Origin of the sequence: Acinetobacter lwoffii, assembly GCF_015602705.1 — a bacterium.
Classification (GTDB): domain Bacteria; phylum Pseudomonadota; class Gammaproteobacteria; order Pseudomonadales; family Moraxellaceae; genus Acinetobacter; species Acinetobacter lwoffii_E.
The window spans coordinates 2828849-2852986 of the sequence record NZ_CP059081.1 but is presented as its reverse complement, the minus strand read 5'-3'; the positions used below and the strand labels follow the sequence as shown (position 1 = coordinate 2852986).

Sequence of the window (24138 nt, the reverse complement as noted above, 5' to 3'; positions counted from 1 at the left end):
TTGATCATGAGAACTTATAAGAAATGTTGTCTCAAGTTCCAAAACCGGATGCGTGTTTAAGCTGCGGGGCGTGCTGCGCCTATTTCAGGGTTTCGTTCTATTGGGCCGAAGGTATTCATATGCCTGAGCACTATACCGAACCTGTGACAGCAGTCTATTCATGTATGGCTGGAACTAATCAAAAAAATCCACGCTGTATTGCACTGGATGGCACCATTGGCCAGCAGGTCAGTTGCGGTATGTATGAGCTGCGCAGTTCATCCTGCAAAGAAGTACAGATCGCCGATGATCAATGCAATAAAGCCCGTTTGGCACATAATATGTTGCCTTTTATTCAGATTGAAAATGATGAAGCTGACAATGATGACAGTTTTGAATACGTCAGCTAAATCGACCCAAAGCAGAGTTTAGGCTCTGCTTTTCACTCCATTAAAATGATCGGGGTATATTTAAAATAGGGAACTTCATTATCAGAGGTATTATTGATACTGTTTTAGCACCCACATAGATCTGCGTGTACAAAGCTTGAATAAAAAAATAATTTTGCAATTGCAATGAAATTTAAGCCGATATTTGTTTATAATAGTGCACGGAAATTACCAGTGAGACTGTTATGTTGACCATCGTTCAAGACGCGTTAACCTTCGATGATGTCCTATTACTCCCTGCCTATTCTACTGTTCTTCCAAAAGATGTCTCCCTAAAGACACGTTTAACTCGTGGCATTAACCTGAATATTCCTCTTGTGTCTGCAGCAATGGATACGGTGACTGAGTCCCGTATGGCAATTGCAATGGCGCAAAATGGTGGTATTGGTATTTTGCACAAGAACATGGATATCGCTGTTCAGGCTGCAGAAGTGCGCCGTGTGAAAAAATTCGAAGCGGGTATGGTTAAAGACCCGATTACAGTGACTCCTGAGACCACAGTACGTGAATTGATTGCGCTGACTCAAGCCAATAATATCAGTGGTGTGCCTGTTGTGAAAGACGGCAAAGTGGTGGGTATCGTGACAGGTCGTGATACACGCTTTGAAACCAATCTTGAGCAGCCAGTCAGCAATATCATGACTGGTCAGGATCGTCTGGTGACAGTTCGTGAAGGCGAATCGAAAGAAAATATCCAAGCTTTATTGCAACAGCACCGTATTGAAAAAGTATTGGTGGTCAACGATCAGCAAGAGCTGAAAGGCTTAATTACGGTAACCGATTTCCGTAAAGCTGAATTGTATCCAAATAGCTGTAAAGATGATCTAGGGCGTCTGCGTGTTGGTGCTGCGGTTGGTACTGGTGCAGAAACGCCAAGCCGCGTAGAAGCCTTGGTTGATGCAGGTGTGGACGTGATTGTAGTTGATACTGCACATGGCCATTCTGCAGGTGTGATCGAGCGTGTACGTTGGGTTAAGGCCAATTATCCACAAGTTCAGGTGATTGGCGGTAACATCGCGACAGGTGATGCTGCGCTGGCGTTACTTGATGCAGGTGCGGATGCCGTTAAAGTTGGTATTGGTCCTGGTTCAATCTGTACCACGCGTATTGTGGCGGGTATTGGTATGCCACAAATCTCTGCGATTGATTCTGTTGCCAATGCGCTGAAAGATCAGATTCCTTTGATCGCAGATGGCGGTATTCGTTTCTCTGGCGATATGGCCAAAGCGATTGGTGCGGGCGCAAGCACGATTATGGTTGGTTCATTGATGGCCGGTACTGAAGAAGCACCAGGCGAAGTTGAATTTTTCCAGGGCCGTTACTATAAAGCTTATCGCGGTATGGGTTCATTGGGCGCGATGGCGGGTGCAACAGGTTCTGCTGACCGTTACTTCCAGGACTCTAAGGCCGGTGCTGAGAAACTGGTTCCTGAAGGTATTGAAGGTCGTGTACCGTACAAAGGCCCAATGGGCAATATCGTACATCAGATGATGGGCGGCCTACGTTCTTCGATGGGTTATACCGGTTCTGCGACGATTGAAGACCTGCGTCAAAATGCCAAGTTTGTGAAAATCACTTCGGCCGGTATGTCTGAATCGCATGTACATGATGTGACCATTACCAAAGAGGCACCAAACTATCGCGTGGGTTAATTTCCTGTGATTTAAAATTTTAAAAAGCCGTCATGCAAATGACGGCTTTTTTATTTTGGTGTAAAGTGTGACTCAAGGAAAAAAATGGGTGATATCAATCATCCGCTAAGAAGTGAGATAAAGATGAGTTATTTTGGTACGGATGGTATTCGTGGAAAGTTTGGCGAATTGCCGATTACCCCTGAGTTTGCCCTGAAACTGGGATTTGCGGCTGGTAAAGTTTTAAAACGTCATAGTAAAAAATCCAAACCATTGGTGGTTCTGGGTAAAGATACCCGTTTGTCTGGTTATATCCTGGAAGCTGCCTTACAGGCAGGTTTAAATGCCGCTGGCGTTTATGTTCACCTTTTAGGTCCACTACCGACACCGGCGATTGCTCACTTGACCCGTGCCTTACATGCCAGCTTGGGTATTGTCATTTCCGCTTCGCATAACCCGTATTTTGATAACGGCATTAAGTTCTTCTCTGCGGAAGGTAAAAAATTACCAGATGCTTTACAAGACGAAATTAATCAGGAACTTGAAAAAGATTTTGTGATTGAAGATACGGCGAATCTGGGTAAAAGTATCCGGGTTAAAGATGCCAACGGTCGCTATATTGAATTCTGTAAATCGACGTTCCCGTATCATCTGGATCTGAATGAACTCACCATTGTGGTGGATTGTGCCAATGGTGCAGCCTATAACGTGGGACCTGCAGTGTTCCGTGAACTGGGCGCACGTGTAATTGCGATTCACAATGAGCCGAGCGGTTTAAATATTAATGAGGGCTGTGGTTCAACGCATCCGGAAAGCTTGCAACAAGCCGTGATTCAACATCAAGCGGATTTGGGTATTGCCTTTGATGGGGATGCTGACCGTGTGGTTCTCGTAGATAAAGCCGGTAATCTGATTGATGGCGACCATATTCTTTATATTCTTGCGACTCAAAGCTCAAAAAAACCGGCCGGGATTGTTGGTACTTTAATGAGCAATATGGCGCTGGAACTGGCATTGGAAAAAGCTCAGGTGCCGTTATTACGTGCCAAAGTTGGCGACCGTTATGTATTACAAGGTCTGGAAGAAAATGGCTGGGTAATTGGCGGTGAGCCTTCTGGTCATATTCTGACTTTAGACAAGAGCACCACAGGCGATGCCATTATTGCAGCCTTGCAGGTTTTAACCGTGATGGTCGAGCAGAAAAAAGCCCTGCATGAACTTGTGGCTGACTTTAAACTGTTGCCAAATGTCCTGGTTAATGTACGTTTAAATGCCATGTTTGACCCTTATTCAGTGCCTGCACTGGCAGCTGAATTTGAAAAAGCCGAACAGCAGCTGAAAGGTCGTGGCCGTTTATTGATTCGTAAATCCGGCACAGAACCTGTCATTCGTGTGATGGTCGAAGGCGATGATCTGGCTGAAGTCACCACACTTGCAAACAGCCTGGCAGATGCTGTGCGTGCCAATGCCGCTTAACGGGAACATAGATAATGAGTGATCTGATCAAGGATCTGAGTGAGCTGCGCCTGAATTATGAAAAAGGCGAGTTACAGGAACAGCAAGTGAATCCCAATCCACATATGCAGTTCCTGCAATGGTTTAACCATGCACTGGAAGCAAAATTGCACGAGCCCTATGCCATGTCGTTGGCAACAGCCAATGCACAAGGTCGTCCACATGTGCGTACGGTATTGCTACGTGGAGCGACTGAAGCGGGTTATGACTTTTATACCAACTATGATAGTCAAAAAGGTCTGGATCTGGCTGAAAATCCTTATGCCGAACTGTTGTTCTACTGGCAGGATCAGGAACGTCAGATTCGTATCTCGGGTCGTGTAATGAAAATATCAGAAGAAGAATCAACTGATTATTATCATAAACGTCCGCGAGAAAGCCAGATTGCCGCGCATATTAGTACCCCGCAAAGTGGTGTCGTGGCCAGTCGTGAAGAATTGCAGCAACGTTTTTGGGATTTACATACTCAGGTCGCGAATCAGCAAGAGTTGGACAAGCCGGTATTCTGGGGCGGTTATCGTCTAGAACCCGATTATTATGAATTCTGGCAAGGTCGTCCGAACCGTTTGCATGACCGTTTAAGTTATCGCAAAACCGATGCCGGCTGGACTTTAGAGCGCTTAATGCCATAACCATGCAAAAACTGGAAATCAAACAACGGCCCTTGCTAACCCGTCCTGAAAATTTTCAGGGTGTGCCGGCATTTGTGGCTGAAATTTTGGCCCGGCGTGGGGTAGAGTCCGAGCAGGAACTTGAGCTTAAGCTGAAGCATCTGCTGGCACCGACCATGAAGGGGTTGCCTGAAGCGATTCAACTGATCGATCAGGCGATTGATCGTGGCCAGAAAATCGTGATCGTCGGTGATTATGATGCCGATGGTGCGACCAGTACTGCACTCATGGTTCTGGCTTTGCGTGATATGGGTGCAAAGGTCGATTATCTGGTACCAGACCGTTTTAAATATGGGTATGGATTGACGCCCGCAATTGCAGATCTGGCCTTTGTCAATTTCACGCCTGATTTACTGATTACCGTGGACAATGGCATTTCCAGCCATGACGGAGTAAAACAGGCGCAGGATCATGGCATGCAGGTGATCATTACTGATCACCATCTGACGACCAAGCCGACACCAAAAGCCGAAGCCGTGGTCAATCCCAATCAGCTCGGTTGCGACTTTCCAAGCAAAGCACTGGCTGGGGTCGGGGTGGCTTTTTATATACTGGCTAATCTGTCTACCCATCGCAAGAAACTTGGAAAATCCTCTACGATAATTACCAATTATCTTGATCTGGTGGCACTCGGTACTTATGCCGATGTCGCGAGTCTGGACTATAACAACCGGATTCTGGTCGATGCAGGTCTGAAACGGATCCAGCAAGGGCAGTGCCGTGCAGGGATCAGTGCGCTACTTGATATTGCCAAACGTGATCCTGCTGGTCTAAAAGCCCAAGATCTCGGTTTTGTTCTGGGCCCACGGATTAACGCGGCTGGACGCATGGAAACCATGGATATCGGGATCGAATGTTTGCTGGCTCCTGATCTGACAACTGCTTATCCACTGGCTGAACAGCTGAATCAGCTCAATGTCGAACGCCGTCAGGTGGAAGGTAAAATCAAGCAGGAAGCCTTGCTTGAGCTGGATAAAATCCAGTGGGATGCCACTGAACTACCTGCTGCGTTGATCATGTTTGAACAGCATTGGCATCAGGGAGTGATCGGGATTGTAGCAGGGCGTTTAAAAGAGCAGTTCCATCGTCCGAGTATTGTTTTTGCCGCGGATCAGGATGGGATTCATATCAAAGGTTCGGCGCGTTCGATTGAAGGTATTCATATTCGTGATGCGATTGAACAGGTGGCGGAGCAATATCCCCATTTAGTCAGTCATTTTGGCGGCCATGCAGCAGCAGCCGGTTTAACCCTGAAAAAAGAAAATTTCGCCGAGTTTAAGAAGGTCTTTGAAGTACTGATTGGTGCGATGGATGAGGATTTATTCACTGCGACTTTATGGACGGATGGAGAGCTGCCAGCTTCTGCTTTTCACATTGAAACAGTCGATTTATTACAGAATTTAAGTCCATGGGGGCAAAAATTCCCCCAACCGATTTTTGATGGTGTGTTCAAAATCATGGACTATCGTTGGCTCAAAGATGTGCATCTTAAATTACGTGTGGCATTGGAGAATGGGCAGGTCGTGGATGCAATCGCCTTCAATGCAGCGGATAAATATGACTTTGATCCGATGAAAGATACGCGTTTAGTCTATGAACTGGATAGAAATGTCTTTAATGGCAATGTCAGTTTTCAAATGCGGATTATCCATTTGGAACAATAGGCCATAAAAAAAACCGCTCGGGTGAGCGGTTTTTTTGCTTTTAATCGGAGAGATTAGAAGCGGTATGCACCACGTACGCCAAAGATATCAGCATTATCAGCAAAATTAATCGAACCTTCTAAGCTAACTTGTTGGTTAAAGAATTTTTTGGCACGAATAGTAAAAACATCATTACCTTCTAGGTCTGAGTCAGAGAATCCTAAGCCAACACTGAAAGTTTTGTCTAGATATAAATCTGCACCTAGGTTATAAGCATCGATATCACCGAAACTTGCACCACCTTCGAAGTTCATATCGTATTGACCGACTTGTGTTACATATTTGGCACGTAAAGTTGGATCAATTTCATCGTCTGCATTGTCTTCAGAAATACCTACAAGACCAAGTGCTACTAATAAGCCAGGAACAGGTAAATAACCCGCTTCAGCAGCGTAACCAGTTATGTCACCAGCATCATTATCAAAATGAGCAATGTTACCACTTAAATAAAAGTCTGAATTTGGAACAAAATACTCAATACCAGCACCAATGCCAAACGTGTCTGAATCATCTTGATAGCTTAATACACCATTCACATTGCTGGCACGGTTTAAGAATGCAGCTTCATTCAAAGGTGAATTTTTGACTTGGACCGAGTTGAAGTAGTAAGTCCCATCGATAGCAAAACCTACATCCGAACCACCTTGGTCATGATCAAGAAGATCAATAGAAGCCCCAACTTCAGTTTGATAAGCGTGTGCAGTTCCCAGGCCAGCAAGAAGCGCTGTAGCAAGAGCAAGTTTCTTAAGCATTTAGATTTCTCTCTTTGTTATAAAAATATGACTGTTTTATTACAGTTGTAACAAATTGTACAGTTTATATTCGCTCCGTCAATGTGCAAAAAATACCTAAATGCTTGTTAAGAGTGCAATAAAAAAACCCATCCGAGGATGGGTTTCTATGCATGACTAACTTTTGGTTTTAGATTAGAAGCGGTATTTCGCTGCTACACCAAAAGAGTTGTAGTCATTGTTAAACTGTTCACCAAAGCCGACACGGCCTTCTAAGCTCACTTGCTGGTTAATGAACTTACGTGCATTGATACCAAATTCGCTCTTGTCGGTAATATCATTGTTGTGATAATCAGCACCGACACTCAAGGTTTTGTCGATGAAATAATCTGCTGCCAGATTGTATTCATCTAAATCACCAAACGCTGCACCTGCTTCCAGGTTGATATCTTTACCATTGCTTAATGTCGTCACATATTTAGCACGAAGTGTTGGATCTACGCCATCATCATTGTCGTTATCCCAACCTTTCACACCAGCCGCAATCAATAGACCTGGCGCTGGCAGATAACCGACTTCAGCTGCATAGGTGGTTAAATCATTTTCTAGATCATCATTGTCTTGCAGATCATGGCCATTGACGTTACCGCTTAAGTAGAAGTCAGAATTCGGTACGAAGTACTCTGCACCTACGCCATAACGATGCGCTTCAGAATCACCAATTTCATTATATTGATATTGCGCACTCACGTTGCTAGCACGATCAAGGAATGCTGCTTCTGCTAATGGTGCATTACGTGTTTGAACTGGATTGAAGTAATATGTACCATCAACGCCGAAAGAACCGCTAGTTCCACCGTTATCAGGATCAACCACTCCTGCTGATGCACCAATTTCTGCTTGGTAAGCATGTGCTGCTGTACCAGTCATTGCTATTGCTGAAAGTAGTGACGAAGCAATCGCTAATTTTTTCATGGTTACTACCCCTCAAATCGTGAGTTAAAAACATTACACTTTTTGTTACAACTTTCAGTCTAGAGCAATTCCAAAGATCGTCAATCAAAGGAAAGTTACAGTAATGTGAATAGCGTAATCTTGTGTAATTTTTGCTGAACAAGTGACTGAATAATAAAATTAAATTTATAATGTAGTGTTTTATTAAAAGTGTGTAGATATTGTGGAATCTATTGAATTCGCTGATTTTTTATACAGACCAATAAGAAATCCTAAATTATAAAATCAATTGCAAAATTATATTTCGGTCATAAAACGGGGCTAAAAAGCCGATAAAAATTTCGGATAAAAAGACGCAAAAGAGTCTATGAGATGTTGAAAATTGGATGAGGGAAATACAGGTCTAAATGCTCAAGACATTCGAGCCTTAGACTGAATGGATCGTTAAAATAGCGGAAATAGACTGTGCTATAATATCGGGCTAAGAATTTTGTGCCTAATTTTGATTGAGAGTAATTCACGTGGAAATTAATCCGTATCTAAACCAATTAAAAGACTTAAACGAACGTGGTCAAACACTACGGGGGTATCTTTGACTACGATCTGAAAAAAGAGCGTTTAGAAGAAGTCCTGCGTGAATTAGAAGATCCAACCATCTGGAATGACCAGAGTCGTGCCCAAGCGATGGCCAAAGAGAAAGGCGAGCTTGAAAATGTATTAAATGTGCTGGATCGCTTAAGTACCCAGCTTGAAGATGCACAGGCTTTGCTTGATCTGGCGGTTGAAGCGGATGATGAAAGCTTGCTAGAAGATGTACAGGCTGAACTGAGCACGGCTGAAGAAGAACTGGCCAAGCTTGAATTCCGCCGTATGTTCAATAATCCGATGGATCCAAATCCTTGCTATCTGGAAATTCAAGCTGGTTCAGGCGGTACAGAAGCACAGGACTGGGCGTCTATGTTGCTACGTATGTATCTACGCTGGATTGAACGTCATGGCTTTAAAGCAGAAGTGATGGAAGAATCTGATGGGGATGTTGCCGGGATTAAATCTGCGACGATTCGTGTGGAAGGTGAGTACGCCTATGGCTGGTTACGTACCGAATCTGGTGTACACCGTTTAGTGCGTAAGTCGCCCTTTGACTCGGGCAACCGTCGTCATACCTCATTCTCTGCCGTGTTTGTGTCACCGGAAGTTGATGACAATATCGAAATTGAAATCAATCCGTCCGATGTTCGTACCGATACTTATCGTGCATCAGGGGCGGGTGGTCAGCATATTAACAAAACAGATTCTGCCGTGCGTTTAACCCATGCACCGACCGGAATTGTGGTGGCCTGTCAGAACCAGCGTTCACAACATGCCAACCGTGACCACGCCTGGAAGCAGTTACGTGCCAAACTTTATGAGCTCGAGATGAGCAAACGTAACGAAGCGGCACAAGCACTGGAAGATTCCAAGTCTGACATTGGGTGGGGTAGTCAGATCCGTTCTTATGTCCTGGATGATTCACGTATTAAGGATTTGCGTACAGGTGTGGAAAATTCCAATACTGGCGCAGTTCTGGACGGTGATCTGGACAAATTTATCGAAGCAAGCTTGAAACAGGGCTTGTAAGAAGTTGTTTAAATAGCTGGCGTAACCAAGCTTGTACAGATTGTGACTCTTATATCTAAATTATTCGATATATAAATCGTAAAAATACGATATAATGGTCGCAGATGCTGAATAAAGTTTCGTTGCGCCACTGATTGTGATGTGCCTATGGACCTTGATCTAATTTTTAAAGCCTTAGCCAATCCGACCCGTCGACAAATTCTGGAGTGGTTAAAATCTCCGGAGCAATATCTGTCTGCGGAAGAGTGTGGTGGCTTTCAACGTGGGGTCTGTGCAGGTCAAATTGAACGTTTGGGCCAGGTTTCCCAGTCCACCATGTCCAATCACCTGTCGGTGTTACAGCAGACTGGCCTGATCACTGCGACCAAGCATGGACAGTGGTCATATTTCTCCCGCAATGAAACTTTGATTCAACAATTTATCGAACACCTACAACAACACCTTTAACAGGTGGGAGTAACGATGGCTGAATTAAATTCTCCTTTAACGCTCGGTGCGTTAGAGCTTAAAAACCGTGTCATCATGGCGCCGCTGACCCGTAACCGCGCAACTGCTGATCGCGTTCCAACCCCAATGATGGTTGAGTACTATGCGCAACGTGCAAGTGCTGGCCTGATTATTTCTGAAGCCACAGTGATTTCTGAAGAAGCCAATGGCTATTTAAATACTCCAGGATTGTTTACCGATGCTCAGGTCGAAGGCTGGAAAAAGGTTACTCAAGCGGTTCATGAGAAGGGCGGTCTGATTGTTGCCCAGCTTTGGCATGTTGGTCGTGTATCGCATCCGGATCTGTTAAATGGTGAAACACCAGTCTCTGCAAGTGCAGTACAACAGGCGGGTCATGTCAGCTTGTTACGTCCAAAACGTCCTTATGTGTTGCCGCGTCCGCTGGAAATTTCGGAAATTCATGCCATTACCGAGCAATATAAGCAAGCCGCGATTCGTGCTAAAGAAGCCGGTTTTGATGGTGTTGAATTACATGCTGCCAATGGTTATCTGATTGACCAGTTCTTGCAAAGCAAAACCAATCAGCGTGAAGATGAATACGGCGGTTCAGTGGAAAATCGTACACGTTTCCTGCTAGAAGCAACTGATGCACTGATTGAAGTATGGGGCGCAGATCGTGTAGGGGTGCATTTTGCGCCGCGTTGTGATGATCATGACATGGGCGACAATGATCCACGTGAAACATTTGGCTATGCCATGGAGCAGCTGGGTAAGCGCAAGATTGCCTTCTTCTTTACCCGTGAATATCTGGCAGAAGACAGTATTTCTGAATATATGAAACAGCGCTCAAATGGAGTGCCTTATATTGCCAATATGCAACTAAGTCGTGAAGATGCCATTGAATTACTGGCTTCAGGCAAGGCTGATGCGGTGGCTTTTGGTAAGGCGTATATTGCCAATCCGGATCTATACGAACGTCTGCTCGAAGATGCGCCGCTGAATGAACTGAAGCTGGAAAATATGATCGGAACCAATGTCGCGGAAGGCTATATTGATTATCCGACATTGGCTGAAGCAGAAGCTTTAACTACAGTAGAATAATCTAAAAATGAGCCACATTGATTAACATGTTGATGTGGCTCTGCTATATTCTGCCCATTGAATCTTTGGACAGGGGCGCAATGTGGCCACTCCATTTTGGTATAACGCAGCCTTGGCGCTGGTTAAACCCTTATATCAATCGCGTATCCGTAAACGTGCGACCGATCCTGAACAATTACAACAAGAACTGACAGAACGTTTCGGCCCGTTTCAGCCACCCAAAAACCTGCATGCCATCTGGTTTCATGTGGTGTCGGTGGGTGAAACCAATGCTGCCCAACCGTTAATTGAACATTATTTAAAACTTGGCCATCCGGTGCTGGTCACCAATACCACCAAAACCGGTCAGACACGCGCTAAATCACTTTTTTTAAAAGCGCCTTATCTCGATTTGTTTCAAGCCGTGTATTTGCCTGCTGACCAGAAAACTTTAATTCGTGAATTTTATCAAAAATATCAGCCGAAACTTTTATTGCTGATGGAAACTGAACTTTGGCCGAATCTGCTGGATCAGGCACCCCAGTTTAATGTGCCAAGTGTATTGTTGAATGCGCGTCTGTCCGAAAAATCCGCCAAAGGCTATGCCAAGGTCAAAGGTTTGACTAGAGGCATGCTACAGCAGTTAACCCAGCTTTTGGCACAGGACATTGCCACCCAGCAACGTTATATCCAGTTAGGAATAGCAGCCGAAAAAACCCAGGTTTTGGGCAATATCAAATTTGATATTACTGCGCCCGAGCGCTTTATCCAGCAGGCAGATCAATTGACACAGGAGTGGCAGTTAGGGGGGCGAAAGATCGTCACGTTAGCTAGTACTCATGCTCCTGAAGAAAAAGAAATTCTGAGTGCTTTAAAAGCTGCTTTAGAAGCTGATCCATATTTGGTCTGTATTGTGGTACCGCGCCATCCGGAACGTTTTGATGAGGTGTTCCAGGCTGCACAGTCTTTGGAATTAAAAACTCAGCGTCGTAGTTTAGGGCAACGTATCGAAGCAGATACCCAGGTTTATTTGGCCGATTCGATGGGTGAAATGTGGCTCTGGTATGCTTTGAGCCAGGCCTGTTATGTCGGTGGTTCTTTAAATGAGCCAGGTGGAGGACATAATATTCTGGAGCCGATTGCGCTGAATGTGCCGACTGTTTTAGGCAAAAACTATTTTAATTTTCAGACTATCGTGGATGAGTTCGTTCAGGCGGATGCAGTTGCAGTAGTACAGGATGCCCAGCAGGCTGCAGATGTCTTACTGGAACTTTTGCAAGATCAGGTTAAGGCAGAAAATTTGAATGCAGCAGCGCAGAAAATTATGCAATTAAATACGGGGTCACTTGCCAAGCATATTCAGGTGATTGATCAGTATCTTTAATTTATATTGATAAGTAACAGATATTGGATTTACCAAGACGGCAGGGAGGCCGTCGTTAGGCTGTGATACAGGGAAGTGTCATCAGCCTAAAAAAGCGTTTTGCCTACTTTTGCGCTGTCAAAAGTAGGGAAGGCCTATACAATAATAATTTGATCTAATTATGATTTGAGGCGATGTTAAATCAATTCAAAGGGCAATCACGGCCTTTTGATGAGGTACAGAATATATTTTTTATAGCGTAGGCAGTATCTTACTTTTGTCGGGCCAAAAGTAACAAAAGCCTTTTGCAGTGCTGAAGGGACGTCCTGTCCCTCAGCACTGCAGGCGACATCCCTGTCGCCACCCTCTAGCCAATAGAGGGATATATCATATTTTTTTGGTCTTCTTTTTTATGAACATCATCCTGCTTGATTCACGTCAAACCGAAACTGAACTTTGGTCCATTACCTCAACTCGGCAACTGGAACATTTACAGCAGCATTTGCAGATCCAGGTGGGAGATACGTTAAAAGTCGGAATTCGGGAAGGTCTGCGTTACCTGACTGAGATTGTCGAAATCTCTGAAAAAGCAGTGCGCTTGAAACCGCTGCAAGAAGAAGCTGTTCCAGAAAAATTGCCAGTGACTTTAATTGTGGCCTTGCCACGTCCGAAAGTACTGCGCCGTCTGATCATGGACAGTGTCACTTTGGGCGTTGAAAAAATCATTTTACTGCATAGCTATCGCGTCGATAAAAGCTATTGGCAAACCCCATTTTTACAGCAGTTAAATCATTATATCGAGCTGGGACTGGAACAGGCAGGCGATACGATTGCTCCGAAAATCGAGTTGTATAAACGTTTTAAACCCTTTGTTGAAGATATCTTGCCGGGTTTGATTAGTACAGATTGCCCGGCTTATGTGGCACATCCTTATGCAGAGCAGGCGATGCCATTTGCGATTGAGCATCCCTGTACGATTGTTATTGGTCCGGAAGGCGGATTTATTCCATATGAAGTCGATTTACTCATAAAAAACGGCTGTCAGGCTGTGAGTCTGGGCAACCGTATTATTCGTACAGAAACTGTGATTCCCTATGTTTTAGGTCGACTGTTTAGCGCGTGCTGAAGCTTCTTCATTGCCTTCACCACGATAGACTTTGACTTCCTGTACCGGATACGGAATCGAAATATTATGCTCGGCAAAAGCCTGAATCACCCGTTCCTGCACCGCACTGATTGAAGTTCCGGTGCCGGTTTCAGTGGTATCGACCCACCAGAAGGCTTTCAGGGTAATGGAAAAGTCAGCCAGCGCCGTGACGTTGACACTAAAGCCAGGCTGGCTGAGGATGGTCGGATCTTTATCTAAAATAGCGGTAATCAGGTCCTTGGCTTTCTGGATGTCATCTTCATAGCCGATACCCACGACGAATTCGCAGCGGCGACGGGTATAGGCGGTATTCACCGTAACCGCACTGGTGTAGACGGTCGCGTTTGGAATGACGATACGGCGGCCATCCGGTGAGCGTAAAAAGGTTGCACGAATCTGGATATCTTCAACCGTACCTTCCATGCCATTCACGATAATGTCATCGCCAAGCTTGAACGGTTCACTGAGCAGAATCAACACGCCAGAGAGCAGGTTCTGGAAAATATCCTTGAAGGCAAAACCGATCGCGACCGAACCAATCCCGAGGGCACTCATCAGCTGACCTGGGGTAAAGCCAGGAACAGCAATCACCAGTCCAATCAGAATACCAAAGAAAATAATAAAGGTACTGCCGACACGGTTGAGTACCAACACCAGATTCTGACGGGTATAAGAGCGGTTTTCCAAAGTTTTACGTACGAAAAACTTGAAGACTTTGGAGAGTAACCAGAAAATCGTAATCACGATCAGTGCGATACAGAAATAAGGCACACGCTCCCAGAAGCCCTCCATGATTTTGTCAATGGTGCTGTAGGCATCATTATACTTGGCGGTATGTTCAATCACGGTCTTGGTCGTTTTTTCAGTTGCCTGATGTAACAACTCCGTGGTGCCCTCAGTTACCTGGCTTAAGGTATTGTTTTGCTCTGCCACAAAAATTCCACAATTCAAATTTTGCCTATTTTGCCTGATGTTCAGCAAAAAATTAATAAGGGCTCGAAGTCACCATTGGATAATTTTAAAAATAACGGCGCTGTTGTTAAAAGTATTTGGTGGTTTTTTGCATCATTTCCGTGGGGGTAGGGGTTTGTTCTTCACCGCTCATATAACTGAATAAAGCGATAGATCCCAACAAGCTAAGCAGGGTCAGGATAATCATCAGCCAGGCCAGAATTTTTTCCCAGAGCAAGGTCATCCGTGCCGGGCCATACTGATTAGTGCCTCGATCGCCCGAACCAAAAACGATATAAAGCCATACAAAAATGTTTACTAGCGGCAGCAAAAATAATAGCGCCCACCAGCCACTGCGGTTCATATCATGCAAACGGCGAACGGTCACCACTAAAGCGAAATACACATAGACCAGAACCATGGCCAGTACAACAATACTGGCCAAACCTTGCAGTGAAATCAGCCAGTTGGGATCCATGGAGTGGGTAGAAATATTCACAATATCAATGCTGAGACCCAGTGCGATACTGCCAAATAAAAAAATGAAATACAGAAATGCCGACCAGGCAATAAAGCTCAAGCGCCCGAAGCGACCTTTCATCGACAGGGGATGATCGGTTGCAGGCAGCGCAGGCGGGTTAAAGTAGGGAGATTCAGGCGATTTCATAAAGTGTATCCTGCTAAATCAGATGAAATAACTACAAGCGATCAATTTTATTTTTAAAGGGCTGTGCTACAGATCATACACAGTTGCGCAGAAGATTCTGTACTGTAAGTTGTGGTTTATTTTGATTGAATTTGTATAAATAATCTACGACGAAAGCATGATTGCCGGATTTGAAATAAGCAGGCCATACTGCCATTATGCATAAAAAACAATCAACAACGCAGCATTAACCTCTCGTGATGAGATAGAACAAAATCAAGGAAGTGACCTATGCAAGAGATCTATCCAGTACCCGAAGAATTTAAAAAAACAGCACGTACGCTCGAAGACCAGTACTTTGAACGTTATCAATATTCTATAGAACAGCCAGATAAATTTTGGGCAGAACAGGCGCAACGTCTGGACTGGATCAAGCCCTTTACCCAAGTCAAAAATACCAGCTTTAACAAAGACGATTTTAAAATCGAATGGTTTGCCGATGGTCAGCTCAATGTCAGTGCCAACTGTCTGGATCGGCACCTGAAAGAACATCCTTATAAACCGGCCATCATCTGGGAAGGGGATCATCCTTCGCGGCACAAGATTATTTCCTTTGCCGAGCTGCATGATGAAACCTGCCGTTTTGCCAATGTGCTGAAGAAAAATGGCATCCAGAAAGGCGACCGGGTCATGCTGTATATGCCGATGGTTTCTGAAGCTGCGATTGCTATGTTGGCCTGTGCCCGGATCGGGGCGGTGCATTGCGTGGTATTTGGTGGTTTCTCGCCAGATTCTTTGGCCAGCCGGATTGAAGACTGTCAGGCGAAAATGGTGATTACTGCCGATTCCGGCATGCGTGGTGGTAAGTCCATTCCATTGAAAGCCAATGTCGATGAGGCACTAAAACTGGCGGGTACAGACTCGATTCAAAATGTAATGGTGGTGCACCGCACCGGTAACCCGATCGAAATGCAGGACGGGCGTGATCTGTGGTATCACACGGAAATTATGTCAGTGAATGACATCTGTCCACCCGAACCGATGAATGCCGAAGATCCGCTGTTTATCCTGTATACCTCAGGTTCCACCGGCAAGCCCAAGGGCGTGATGCATACCACTGGCGGTTATCTGACCTATGTGAATTGCACCTTCCGTGAAGCATTTGATATCAAGCAGGATGATGTATTCTGGTGTACCGCAGATGTGGGCTGGATCACCGGGCATTCCTATGTACTGTATGGGCCACTTTCGAATGGTACCACCACCGTGATGTTTGAAGGTGTGCCGCAATATCCAAGCTGGGCGCGTACTGGACATATTGTCGATAAGCATAACATCACCATTCTCTACACAGCACCGACGGCGATCCGCGCCATGATGCGTGAGGGCGATGCCTTTGTACGGGAAAGTGACCGCAGTAGTCTGAGAATTCTGGGTTCGGTCGGTGAGCCGATTAATCCAGAAGCCTGGAACTGGTATTACACCGTGGTTGGTGAAAGCCGCTGTCCAGTGATTGATACCTGGTGGCAAACCGAAACTGGCGGTTTTATGATTACGCCATTGCCGGGTGCGACTGATTTAAAACCAGGTTCTGCGACACGGCCTTTCTTCGGGGTACAACCGGCTATTGTCGATGCCGATGGCAAGGAACTGGAGGGTGAAGCTGAGGGAAATCTGGTGATTAAGGATTCCTGGCCGGGTCAGATGCGTACCATTTGGGGAGACCCGGAGCGTTTTATTGAAGCTTATTTCTCTACCTATCCCGGTACTTATTTTACCGGAGATGGGGCGCGTCGCGATAAAGATGGTTATTACTGGATTACCGGTCGTGTCGATGATGTCCTGAATGTATCCGGACACCGTTTAGGTACTGCAGAAATTGAAAGTGCACTGGTGGCGCATGAATCGGTAGCAGAGGCCGCTGTAGTCGGTATGCCGCATGATATTAAAGGTCAGGGAATTTGTGCCTTTGTGACCTTACAGGCTGATGTTGCCAGTTCAGATCAATTACGTGGAGAACTGGTCAGCTGGGTACGCAAGATTCTCGGGCCAGTGGCGACTCCCGATGCCTTGCACTGGGCACCGGCCTTGCCAAAAACCCGCTCTGGCAAAATCATGCGCCGGATCCTGCGAAAAATTGCAGCCGATGAGCTAGACAGTCTGGGAGATACTTCAACCCTCGCTGAACCGCAAGTGGTGGATCATCTGATCGCAGAGGTACAGCGTAATAAAGTTTAAATTCAAGCGGTTCCAATACCGGCATTCTGCCGGTATTTTTATATCAGTCATAAGCTCTGCATGCTTTCGGATATAGGTCAGTACCCTGATCTGCTAAGCTGTTTCCATGCTGAACATGAGTTAAAATAATGAATGCACAATCCCCATATTTAAATCAGTCTCCTGTCGATATTGCCCAGAAACTTGCTGAAATTTTTGCTTTGACTGCAGCAGAGCGGGATCGGCAAGGTGGGAATCCTAAAGCCGAACGTGACCTGATTCGCCAGAGTGGCTTGCTGGGCCTGTCCATTCCAAAACAGTATGGCGGTCAGGAGACAGATTGGCAGACCATTTTTAAAACTATTCAAATTGTAGCCCAAGTCGACAGTTCATTGGCGCATGTCTATGGCTTTCATCATTTGCTGATTGCGACCGTGCAATTATTTTCCCAATCGGAACAATATGGCCCGTGGTTTGAACAGACTGCCCAAAATAATCTATTCTGGGGTAATACTCTAAATCCGCTGGACCATCGCACCACAGTTACAAAAGTTTCAGAAAACGAATATATTTTCCATGGTGATAAAAGCTTCTGCTCAGGTTCGATTGATTCGGATATGTTGCTGTGTTCAGGTTATGACGAAGCAGGAAAATTACTGATAGGAGTGATTCCTACCTGGCGAGAGGGCGTGAGCTTTCTGGGCGACTGGAACAATATGGGCCAACGCCAGACCGACAGTGGTACCAGCCATTTTGAGCAGGTCAAAATTCATGAAGATGAATTGCTGTTAAATCCCGGTCCACTGAGTACGCCATATTCCAGTCTACGGCCTTTGATTGCCCAGCTGATTTTTGTGCATCTGTTTTTGGGCGTGGCAGAAGGGGCATTTGACGTCGCCAAGCAGACCGTACAAACCCAAAAAGCCTGGTCCAAATCACTGGCAGACGATGCAGTGAATGATCCTTTTATCCAGAAGCATTTTGCCGAGTTTTATGTACAACTGGAAAGTGTACGCTTACTGGCAGATAAAGCGGTTCAGACTTTACAGGCAGCCTGGGAGCTTGGGAATGATTTAACAGCTGAGCAGCGCGGTGAAGTCTCAGTTGCCATTGCCACAGCCAAAATTGCCGCAACCAATACCTCTCTCTATATTACCCAGAATATTTTCCAGGTGATGGGTGCGCGGGCCACCACGGCCAAGCTCAATCTTGACCGTTTCTGGCGCAATGTCCGCACCCAGACCTTGCATGACCCGATCGATTATAAATATCAGGAAGTGGGGGAATGGGTGCTGACTGGAAAAGTGCCTGATCCGAGTTTTTATTCCTGATCTAAAAATAAAACAGCCTCTTTATCGGAGGCTGTTTTATTCGGGATGAAAAAGTTTGGTTTTAAATTTGCTTAAACGCTTCAATCGCTCTTACACGAGAGGCTTTTAAATCCACAATCGGTTTTGGATAATCCAGTGCAAGATCCGGATTTTTAGCATAGGGTTCATGAATAGATTTAGCATTCAGATGTGTCAGTTCTGGCACCCATTGACGGATGTAATCCCCATTCGGGTCAAACTTCTGTGACTGGCTGACCGGGTTAAAAATCCGGAAATAAGGTACGGCATCCATGCCGGTCGAGGCACACCATTGCCAACCGCCATTGTTCGCTGCCAAATCGCCATCAATCAGATGCTGCATGAACCAGCTTTCTCCCAGACGCCAGTCAATCAGCAGGTTTTTACATAGAAACATCGCAGTAATCATGCGCACCCGGTTATGCATCCAGCCAGTGGCCCGCATTTGCCGCATGCCGGCATCGACAATTGGAATCCCGGTTTGTCCTTGTTGCCAGGCAGCCAAATTATCCGGTGCATTGCGCCACTGGATGTTATCGGTATTTTCCTTAAAAGGCCGATGCCTAGATACACGGGGAAAATCAAACAGGGTATGCAGATAAAACTCGCGCCAGAGCAGTTCATCCAGCCAGGTCTGCTGACCGATATCATCAATCTGGAAATAACTGTCCTTAAACAGGGTCTGCATACATTGACGGATCGAGAGAATACCGATATTCAGATACGGTGACAGGCGGCTGGTACCATCGACTGCAGGTAGCTCTCGCTCGGTTTTATAGTGAGCTATTTTATCCTCCATAAAATCATCGAGCAGCTCTAAGGCAGCTTGATCCTGCGCAGGCCAGAACTGGGCAACATGATCGACCTTATAATCAACTGCAAATTTTCCCAGATCAAAGCTGGTCAGTTGAGCTGGTAATTCAAGCGGATCTTGAGGCTGAATGGCAGGATAGCAGCCCGGTATATCCTGAATCAGTCGCTCATAGCACTTTTTCTTGAATGCGCTATAGACCTGATAGGGTTGATTGGACTGGTTGCGGATACTGGTCAGTGGAAACAGGCTGCGATCATGATACAGCTCGACCCGGATCTGCTGCTGTTCCAGCATCTGCTGTACCTGTGCATCACGTTGTAGTTCATTCACACCCACTTCAATATTGGCATGTAGCGTATCAATCTGCAGTTTTTGGCACAGGCTTAGCATTTCGGCAGGCAGGTTTTGCCATAAGGGAACATTTAAAATGATTAATGGAATATTCAGCTGCGCTAACTGCTGCTTTAAGATGCCGAGGCGGCGCAGATAAAAATCGATTTTAATCCGGGCATCCTGATGCAGCTTCCATTGTTCGGGAGAGAGAACCACGAGAGCAAAACAGGGTCCTTGCTGGGTGGCATGCCAGAGCGCGGCATGATCATGAATGCGGAGGTCTTGACGAAACCAGATCAGTTGCATTATTAAAATTCTTGGAAAGTCGTTAGTGCAGAATTTTAAGGAATAGCTGGTCTCAAACCTAGCCAGACAACAATTTTATCACATAAAAAAATCCCCCAAGCCGAGCCTTGAGGGAAGGAGTGAGTCTGCTGAGATTTATTGGAATGATTATACGGGCTCAGCTTCTTCTTGCTGCACAGGTGTTGCCTGTTGTGCTTCAAGCTCACGGACCAAAGGCAGCACCTTCTGGCCAAAATATTCAACCTCTTCAATAAAGTGTAGGAAGCCTGACAGAATCAGATCAACGCCAACTTTTTTCAGCTCGATAGTCCGTTCAGCAATCTGCTGCGGTGTCCCGATCAGATTGGTGCGGAACCCGTCATTGTATTGCACCAGATCTTCAAAGGTGGATTGGGCCCAGTTGCCTTCACCTTCCTGACTTGCTGCGCCCGCTTCACGGGTGGCTTCACCAAAAGATTTCACTGCCTGCACATTGGCCTTGCTAATAATTTCCTGCAATACAGCCTGCGCTTCTTCTTCGCTATCCCGTGCAATCACAAAGGCATTTACACCAATTTTCACCGAGTGATTGTTGGCCTTGGCTTTTTCACGAATATCATCGATCTGTTTTTTCAGCTCTTCCGGGGTATTGCCATTGGTGAAGTACCAGTCAGATACGCGAGAAGCCATATCACGTGCTGCCCGGGAACTGCCGCCCTGAAAGATTTCTATATGAGGCTTCTGCAATGGTTTAGGACTCAGGGTATAGTCTTTAAATTGATAATATTTACCTTCAAAATTAAAGTTGTTCTGGGTCCAAACCCCTTTCAGGCTACGGATAAATTCTTCCGAACGGGCATAACGCTCGTCATGCTCCGGCCACTCTTCCCCAATCGCATCAAACTCGCCGCGGAACCAGCCACTGACTACATTGATTGCGATCCGGCCATTACTCAGATGGTCAATCGTCGCCAGTTGCTTGGCAGCCAGTGCCGGCTTCCATGGACCCGGCAGAATCGCGGCAATGACTTTCAGGCGTTCTGTTTTGGCCAGAATGCCATGACTGAAGCTGACCGATTCATGCTGGTTTTCTGCATTATAGCCGGCGGTAAAACGGATCTGGGTCAGAGCATAGTCAAAGCCTGCCTGTTCAGCCGTTTGTGCCAGACGCACGTTATAGTCATAGCTCCAGTCGGTACGTTGTTCGATGTTACTGACCACCAAGCCGCCACTGACATTCGGTACCCAATAGGCAAATACGATATTTTTATCATTCGACATATTCATCACCCTTTGCAATGCTGTGTTCAAGCCACTTGAGTCTTTGGTGCTTTCTTACTGTGCAAGCGCGATTCTGCGGCATCCAGACTTGGTACGGCTGCTGAAGGCAATACTTCTTCTTGTTCGATCTGCTTGTTAATGCCCAGATTTTGACTGGCTTGAATGGTTTTTTCTTTAACGACTTCAGCACGTTGTCCCTTGGCCGGTGCCCATTCAAGAATCGGCAAGGCACGTGCCACGGCTAAGGTAATCCGGTCGCGAAGCAGTTCACTGTAAATGGTATATTCAGGGGTGAAATCGCGGTCAGTGGCATAGACGCCAATCGGTAAAGTCTGTGCCTGAAAGAAGCTGAATAAGGGACGCAGTTGATGTTCAAGCACCAGCGCATGACGGTCACTGCCCCCAGAAGCCGCCAGTAATACCGGGACATCGACCAGCGCCGTTTGCTCGACAAAGTCAAAGAAATGCTTGAACAGGCCGGTAAATGAAGCGCGGTATACAGGAGTGCCAACAATCAGCGCATCTGCGGCTTCTACTGCTGCCAGGTCATCCTGAACGCGTTGCGGCAACTGATTGCGATAAATCGCGCCGCCCAAGAGCGAACCAATTTCACTAAATTTAATGAAATGCACATTGATTGGTGTCGCTTCTCCAAGCTCATCCAGAATGGCCTGAACCAAGGCTTCGGTTTTTGAGGGGTGATTTAAACCGCCAGATACGGCAACAATATTTAAGGGTTTTTGCGCATTAAAATTAGACATATTTAGAACCTGAAAATAGGGTTAATCTCGGAATGACCCTATTAATCCCGATTCAGCGAAGGGCTGTAAAATAACGAAAAGCTGAAAAGTTATCTGATTTTGCGATATACGACAAAGGCCTGATTTTTAAGGAAGGTTTTGTGGGTAAGTGAATGATATTTATATTTATATTGAATAAAGATAAGCTTTTTCAGTGAGGAATAAGTGATATATAAAAAAGTGATGAGAATTAAACAATTATTGCAATAGTGCAAAAATGGGCAATTTTGAAGAAAAACTGCATATTATTTTAAAAATTGTAGTGTCTTGCATATCCTTAACCGGGTTGTGTGGTTAGAATAGAGGCTACCGTGCCAAGATCTCTCTCACGTTGCCTATGAATATTTTAATCGTTGATGATCATCCACTATTTCGTCATGCCTTGATTCAAGCTGTACGTTATAGCCTGCCACAAGCCCAGATTCATGAAACTGCGGCAGTCAATGAATTTTATGAACGTCTAGAAAATGGCCCTGAGCCTGATCTTGTGCTCTTGGATTTAAACCTGCCGGGTGCTTCTGGCTTTTCTGCCTTGGTGCATGTCCGCGCACAGTATCCGTCTTTACCGATTATTGTCGTGTCTGCACATGAAGAAGTCAGCATCATCCAGCGTGCTATTGCACATGGTGCGATGGGCTATATTCCTAAATCTGCCCATCCAAGCCATATTGGTGAAGCGATTCGTGAAGTGCTTGAAGGTGAAATCTGGTTACCACCAAATCTGCCGGCCAATATGAATTTTGATCCGCGTGCTGCCGATGAAACGGCTTTGGCAGAACGGATCCAGTCTTTGACGCCACAACAGTTCCGGGTATTGATGATGGTGGCTGAAGGTTTATTAAACAAGCAGATCGCTTATGAGCTGGATGTATCGGAAGCGACGATTAAAGCGCATGTGACTGCAATCTTCCGTAAGCTTGGCGTACAAAACCGGACACAAGCGGTATTGGCCATCAATGCACTGAATATTGAAGACCGAAAAATGTAAGTTCTGCATAGCCGAATTGAAAAAGACCTCCTTGGAGGTCTTTTTTTATGGGCGAAATCTGCAAAAATGATTGCAAAGGCCTGAGTCAGCTAGGCGATATAATCCTGTTTGCGGGTGAAATCATCACAAAACAAAGGATTTAAGGCACATTGCAATTCATCAATCTGCTCTTCGGTGACATAACCTTTCGACTTCAGATATTCCGCCACGCGATCATCACGCAGACTCAGGAAAGTCGCATCATAAACACCGAGATCGACAAACAGCGCCGCAGTTTCCAGACTGTTAAAACGGTCCAGATAAACTTCATTGTCATACATCAGGAAGACATGTTCGTCGCGCGTATTCGGATCGACATGTAAACGTTGTGCCAGTTCATGTGGGCAGGTTTTGATAAATAACAGATCAGACAGCTCATCAAATTGGCTGGTGTCCAGGCAATCTTCTTCATTTTTGACTTTACCCAGCCAGGCCTTAAAGACCAGTACCGCGCCACCACGCAGCAACATGCTCCAGATCTGATGACGGGTCTTTGCCGGAAGATCCTCTGTTTCAGCTTCTAAAGACTGGATCAGCTTGTCTTCCTGTTCAGCAATCTTTTCAAATAGACCCAGACCTTGCGGCTTGTAGGCATAAGGTTCAAAGACATCAAAATGTAATTCATCAAAGACTTGCAGTGCCAGAGGGACTGCACTCTGATACAGCGTTTCCAGTGCCTGATACTGGGCATCATTCAGCTTGCTGTATTTAAAGATCTGTGCCCAGTCAATGCTTGGCAATAAGGCATTGGCGCCATATTGACGGTGAAACTGCTGGGTCTGATTCAGGCCATGGTTTTGATCTATGTTCATGTGAAGAACTCCGATATGCAGAAATAGATCAGCGACTAAAAAATTAAGGCTGCATGAGATGGGAACTGATCGTTTCTTATTCCTCTATTTTTAGAGCCAAGTGCAAGGGATAAAAAATACGACTAAAGTTATAGTAGTGGAAAATTACTCTTTAATTTTTATTAAAAACAATAAGATAACTAATTGTAACTAAGTGTACACATGTACATTAATACATTCGTCAGTTTTTGCCATAGTGAATTAAAAAATGAGCATTTTGGTCAATTTATTCCGCTGTATTTTCGGCATATTTGCTGCTTTTAGCACATTAGAATAAATTTTATGCAACCTAGGTAA

Annotated in this window: 21 protein-coding genes; 13 read left to right on the top strand and 8 right to left on the bottom strand. The window is 45.4% G+C overall.

Annotated elements, in window-relative coordinates; translation table 11 throughout:
* The first annotated feature begins 23 nt into the window (after nt 1–23).
* The 5 genes from H0S56_RS13565 to recJ all read left to right on the top strand — a co-directional run bounded on the left by H0S56_RS13565 (nt 24) and on the right by recJ (nt 5909).
* A complete protein-coding gene (locus H0S56_RS13565) occupies nt 24–389 on the top strand; it encodes a YkgJ family cysteine cluster protein (protein ID WP_004729171.1) in 366 nt (121 codons plus the stop codon).
* A gap of 224 nt (nt 390–613) precedes the next feature.
* On the top strand, nt 614–2080 hold the full coding sequence (gene guaB, locus H0S56_RS13560) for an IMP dehydrogenase (protein WP_004281332.1): 1467 nt from the start codon (nt 614–616) through the stop codon (nt 2078–2080).
* Between the two features lie 123 nt (nt 2081–2203).
* Nucleotides 2204–3535 (top strand): phosphoglucosamine mutase, encoded by a 1332-nt coding sequence (gene glmM / locus H0S56_RS13555; RefSeq protein ID WP_004281334.1) that lies wholly within the window; start codon nt 2204–2206, stop codon nt 3533–3535.
* A 14-nt stretch (nt 3536–3549) separates the two neighbouring features.
* The gene (gene pdxH, locus H0S56_RS13550) at nt 3550–4206 is read left to right on the top strand and encodes a pyridoxamine 5'-phosphate oxidase (protein WP_195725297.1); all 657 of its coding nucleotides are present in this window, start codon (nt 3550–3552) and stop codon (nt 4204–4206) included.
* Between the two features lie 2 nt (nt 4207–4208).
* Nucleotides 4209–5909, top strand: a complete 1701-nt coding sequence (gene recJ / locus H0S56_RS13545; RefSeq protein ID WP_195725296.1) for a single-stranded-DNA-specific exonuclease RecJ — start codon at nt 4209–4211, stop codon at nt 5907–5909.
* 53 nt (nt 5910–5962) lie between these two features.
* On the opposite strand, the gene H0S56_RS13540 is transcribed toward recJ, so the two are convergent.
* A complete protein-coding gene (locus tag H0S56_RS13540) occupies nt 5963–6700 on the bottom strand; it encodes a putative porin (protein ID WP_004281339.1) in 738 nt (245 codons plus the stop codon).
* A gap of 174 nt (nt 6701–6874) precedes the next feature.
* Nucleotides 6875–7654 (bottom strand): putative porin, encoded by a 780-nt coding sequence (locus H0S56_RS13535; RefSeq protein ID WP_195725295.1) that lies wholly within the window; start codon nt 7652–7654, stop codon nt 6875–6877.
* A 500-nt stretch (nt 7655–8154) separates the two neighbouring features.
* Here H0S56_RS13535 and prfB point away from each other — a divergent pair.
* The 5 genes from prfB to H0S56_RS13510 all read left to right on the top strand — a co-directional run bounded on the left by prfB (nt 8155) and on the right by H0S56_RS13510 (nt 13266).
* Nucleotides 8155–9250, top strand: a protein-coding gene (gene prfB / locus H0S56_RS13530; protein ID WP_101627160.1) for a peptide chain release factor 2 whose coding sequence is annotated in 2 segments (ribosomal slippage) — nt 8155–8226 and nt 8228–9250 — 1095 coding nt in all. Because the reading frame shifts where the segments join, the coding sequence is not laid out codon by codon here.
* A gap of 147 nt (nt 9251–9397) precedes the next feature.
* Nucleotides 9398–9697 (top strand): ArsR/SmtB family transcription factor, encoded by a 300-nt coding sequence (locus tag H0S56_RS13525; RefSeq protein ID WP_004281346.1) that lies wholly within the window; start codon nt 9398–9400, stop codon nt 9695–9697.
* Nucleotides 9698–9712: 15 nt separating this feature from the next.
* Nucleotides 9713–10798 (top strand): alkene reductase, encoded by a 1086-nt coding sequence (locus H0S56_RS13520; protein ID WP_004729181.1) that lies wholly within the window; start codon nt 9713–9715, stop codon nt 10796–10798.
* A gap of 82 nt (nt 10799–10880) precedes the next feature.
* Nucleotides 10881–12161 carry a 3-deoxy-D-manno-octulosonic acid transferase gene (locus H0S56_RS13515; protein WP_195725294.1) on the top strand — a complete coding sequence of 427 codons (1281 nt, stop codon included), beginning with the start codon at nt 10881–10883 and terminating at the stop codon, nt 12159–12161.
* 391 nt (nt 12162–12552) lie between these two features.
* A complete protein-coding gene (locus H0S56_RS13510; protein ID WP_195725293.1) occupies nt 12553–13266 on the top strand; it encodes a 16S rRNA (uracil(1498)-N(3))-methyltransferase in 714 nt (237 codons plus the stop codon).
* On the opposite strand, the gene H0S56_RS13505 is transcribed toward H0S56_RS13510, so the two are convergent.
* Together H0S56_RS13505 and H0S56_RS13500 are read right to left on the bottom strand one after the other, a co-directional pair.
* Nucleotides 13240–14220 (bottom strand): mechanosensitive ion channel family protein, encoded by a 981-nt coding sequence (locus H0S56_RS13505; protein ID WP_195725292.1) that lies wholly within the window; start codon nt 14218–14220, stop codon nt 13240–13242. The genes H0S56_RS13510 and H0S56_RS13505 overlap by 27 nt on opposite strands.
* A 106-nt stretch (nt 14221–14326) precedes the next feature.
* Nucleotides 14327–14905, bottom strand: coding sequence for a DUF805 domain-containing protein (locus H0S56_RS13500; protein WP_180087139.1), 579 nt, complete (start codon nt 14903–14905; stop codon nt 14327–14329).
* A 270-nt stretch (nt 14906–15175) separates the two neighbouring features.
* On the opposite strand from H0S56_RS13500, the gene acs reads away from it, so the two are divergent.
* Nucleotides 15176–17122, top strand: a complete 1947-nt coding sequence (gene acs, locus H0S56_RS13495; RefSeq protein ID WP_195725291.1) for an acetate--CoA ligase — start codon at nt 15176–15178, stop codon at nt 17120–17122.
* Between the two features lie 128 nt (nt 17123–17250).
* A complete protein-coding gene (locus tag H0S56_RS13490; protein WP_086044226.1) occupies nt 17251–18432 on the top strand; it encodes an acyl-CoA dehydrogenase family protein in 1182 nt (393 codons plus the stop codon).
* A gap of 61 nt (nt 18433–18493) precedes the next feature.
* On the opposite strand, the gene H0S56_RS13485 is transcribed toward H0S56_RS13490, so the two are convergent.
* The 3 genes from H0S56_RS13485 to msuE all read right to left on the bottom strand — a co-directional run bounded on the left by H0S56_RS13485 (nt 18494) and on the right by msuE (nt 21924).
* Nucleotides 18494–19903 carry a cryptochrome/photolyase family protein gene (locus tag H0S56_RS13485; protein WP_195725290.1) on the bottom strand — a complete coding sequence of 470 codons (1410 nt, stop codon included), beginning with the start codon at nt 19901–19903 and terminating at the stop codon, nt 18494–18496.
* A 147-nt stretch (nt 19904–20050) separates the two neighbouring features.
* Entirely contained in the window at nt 20051–21163 is a 1113-nt protein-coding gene (gene sfnG, locus H0S56_RS13480; protein WP_195725289.1) for a dimethylsulfone monooxygenase SfnG, read from the bottom strand.
* 26 nt (nt 21164–21189) lie between these two features.
* Nucleotides 21190–21924 (bottom strand): FMN reductase, encoded by a 735-nt coding sequence (msuE, locus tag H0S56_RS13475; RefSeq protein WP_195725288.1) that lies wholly within the window; start codon nt 21922–21924, stop codon nt 21190–21192.
* 376 nt (nt 21925–22300) lie between these two features.
* Between msuE and H0S56_RS13470 the strand changes: the two genes are divergently transcribed.
* The gene (locus H0S56_RS13470) at nt 22301–22951 is read left to right on the top strand and encodes a response regulator (protein WP_004281370.1); all 651 of its coding nucleotides are present in this window, start codon (nt 22301–22303) and stop codon (nt 22949–22951) included.
* 89 nt (nt 22952–23040) lie between these two features.
* Here H0S56_RS13470 and H0S56_RS13465 read toward each other — a convergent pair whose 3' ends face one another.
* Nucleotides 23041–23802, bottom strand: a complete 762-nt coding sequence (locus H0S56_RS13465) for a hypothetical protein (protein ID WP_004647267.1) — start codon at nt 23800–23802, stop codon at nt 23041–23043.
* Between the last annotated feature and the right edge of the window lie 336 nt (nt 23803–24138).

What these genes read in the sequence shown, in the direction of transcription:
- H0S56_RS13525 (WP_004281346.1), top strand. Translation starts at nt 9,398, where the DNA reads ATGGACCTTGATCTAATTTTTAAAGCCTTAGCCAATCCGACCCGTCGA.
- H0S56_RS13510 (WP_195725293.1), top strand. Translation starts at nt 12,553, where the DNA reads ATGAACATCATCCTGCTTGATTCACGTCAAACCGAAACTGAACTTTGG.
- msuE (WP_195725288.1), bottom strand. Translation starts at nt 21,924, where the DNA reads ATGTCTAATTTTAATGCGCAAAAACCCTTAAATATTGTTGCCGTATCT.
- H0S56_RS13465 (WP_004647267.1), bottom strand. Translation starts at nt 23,802, where the DNA reads ATGAACATAGATCAAAACCATGGCCTGAATCAGACCCAGCAGTTTCAC.
- guaB (WP_004281332.1), top strand. Translation starts at nt 614, where the DNA reads ATGTTGACCATCGTTCAAGACGCGTTAACCTTCGATGATGTCCTATTA.
- glmM (WP_004281334.1), top strand. Translation starts at nt 2,204, where the DNA reads ATGAGTTATTTTGGTACGGATGGTATTCGTGGAAAGTTTGGCGAATTG.
- H0S56_RS13520 (WP_004729181.1), top strand. Translation starts at nt 9,713, where the DNA reads ATGGCTGAATTAAATTCTCCTTTAACGCTCGGTGCGTTAGAGCTTAAA.
- H0S56_RS13565 (WP_004729171.1), top strand. Translation starts at nt 24, where the DNA reads ATGTTGTCTCAAGTTCCAAAACCGGATGCGTGTTTAAGCTGCGGGGCG.
- H0S56_RS13490 (WP_086044226.1), top strand. Translation starts at nt 17,251, where the DNA reads ATGAATGCACAATCCCCATATTTAAATCAGTCTCCTGTCGATATTGCC.
- pdxH (WP_195725297.1), top strand. Translation starts at nt 3,550, where the DNA reads ATGAGTGATCTGATCAAGGATCTGAGTGAGCTGCGCCTGAATTATGAA.
- H0S56_RS13540 (WP_004281339.1), bottom strand. Translation starts at nt 6,700, where the DNA reads ATGCTTAAGAAACTTGCTCTTGCTACAGCGCTTCTTGCTGGCCTGGGA.
- H0S56_RS13470 (WP_004281370.1), top strand. Translation starts at nt 22,301, where the DNA reads ATGAATATTTTAATCGTTGATGATCATCCACTATTTCGTCATGCCTTG.
- sfnG (WP_195725289.1), bottom strand. Translation starts at nt 21,163, where the DNA reads ATGTCGAATGATAAAAATATCGTATTTGCCTATTGGGTACCGAATGTC.
- H0S56_RS13500 (WP_180087139.1), bottom strand. Translation starts at nt 14,905, where the DNA reads ATGAAATCGCCTGAATCTCCCTACTTTAACCCGCCTGCGCTGCCTGCA.
- H0S56_RS13535 (WP_195725295.1), bottom strand. Translation starts at nt 7,654, where the DNA reads ATGAAAAAATTAGCGATTGCTTCGTCACTACTTTCAGCAATAGCAATG.
- recJ (WP_195725296.1), top strand. Translation starts at nt 4,209, where the DNA reads ATGCAAAAACTGGAAATCAAACAACGGCCCTTGCTAACCCGTCCTGAA.
- H0S56_RS13485 (WP_195725290.1), bottom strand. Translation starts at nt 19,903, where the DNA reads ATGCAACTGATCTGGTTTCGTCAAGACCTCCGCATTCATGATCATGCC.
- acs (WP_195725291.1), top strand. Translation starts at nt 15,176, where the DNA reads ATGCAAGAGATCTATCCAGTACCCGAAGAATTTAAAAAAACAGCACGT.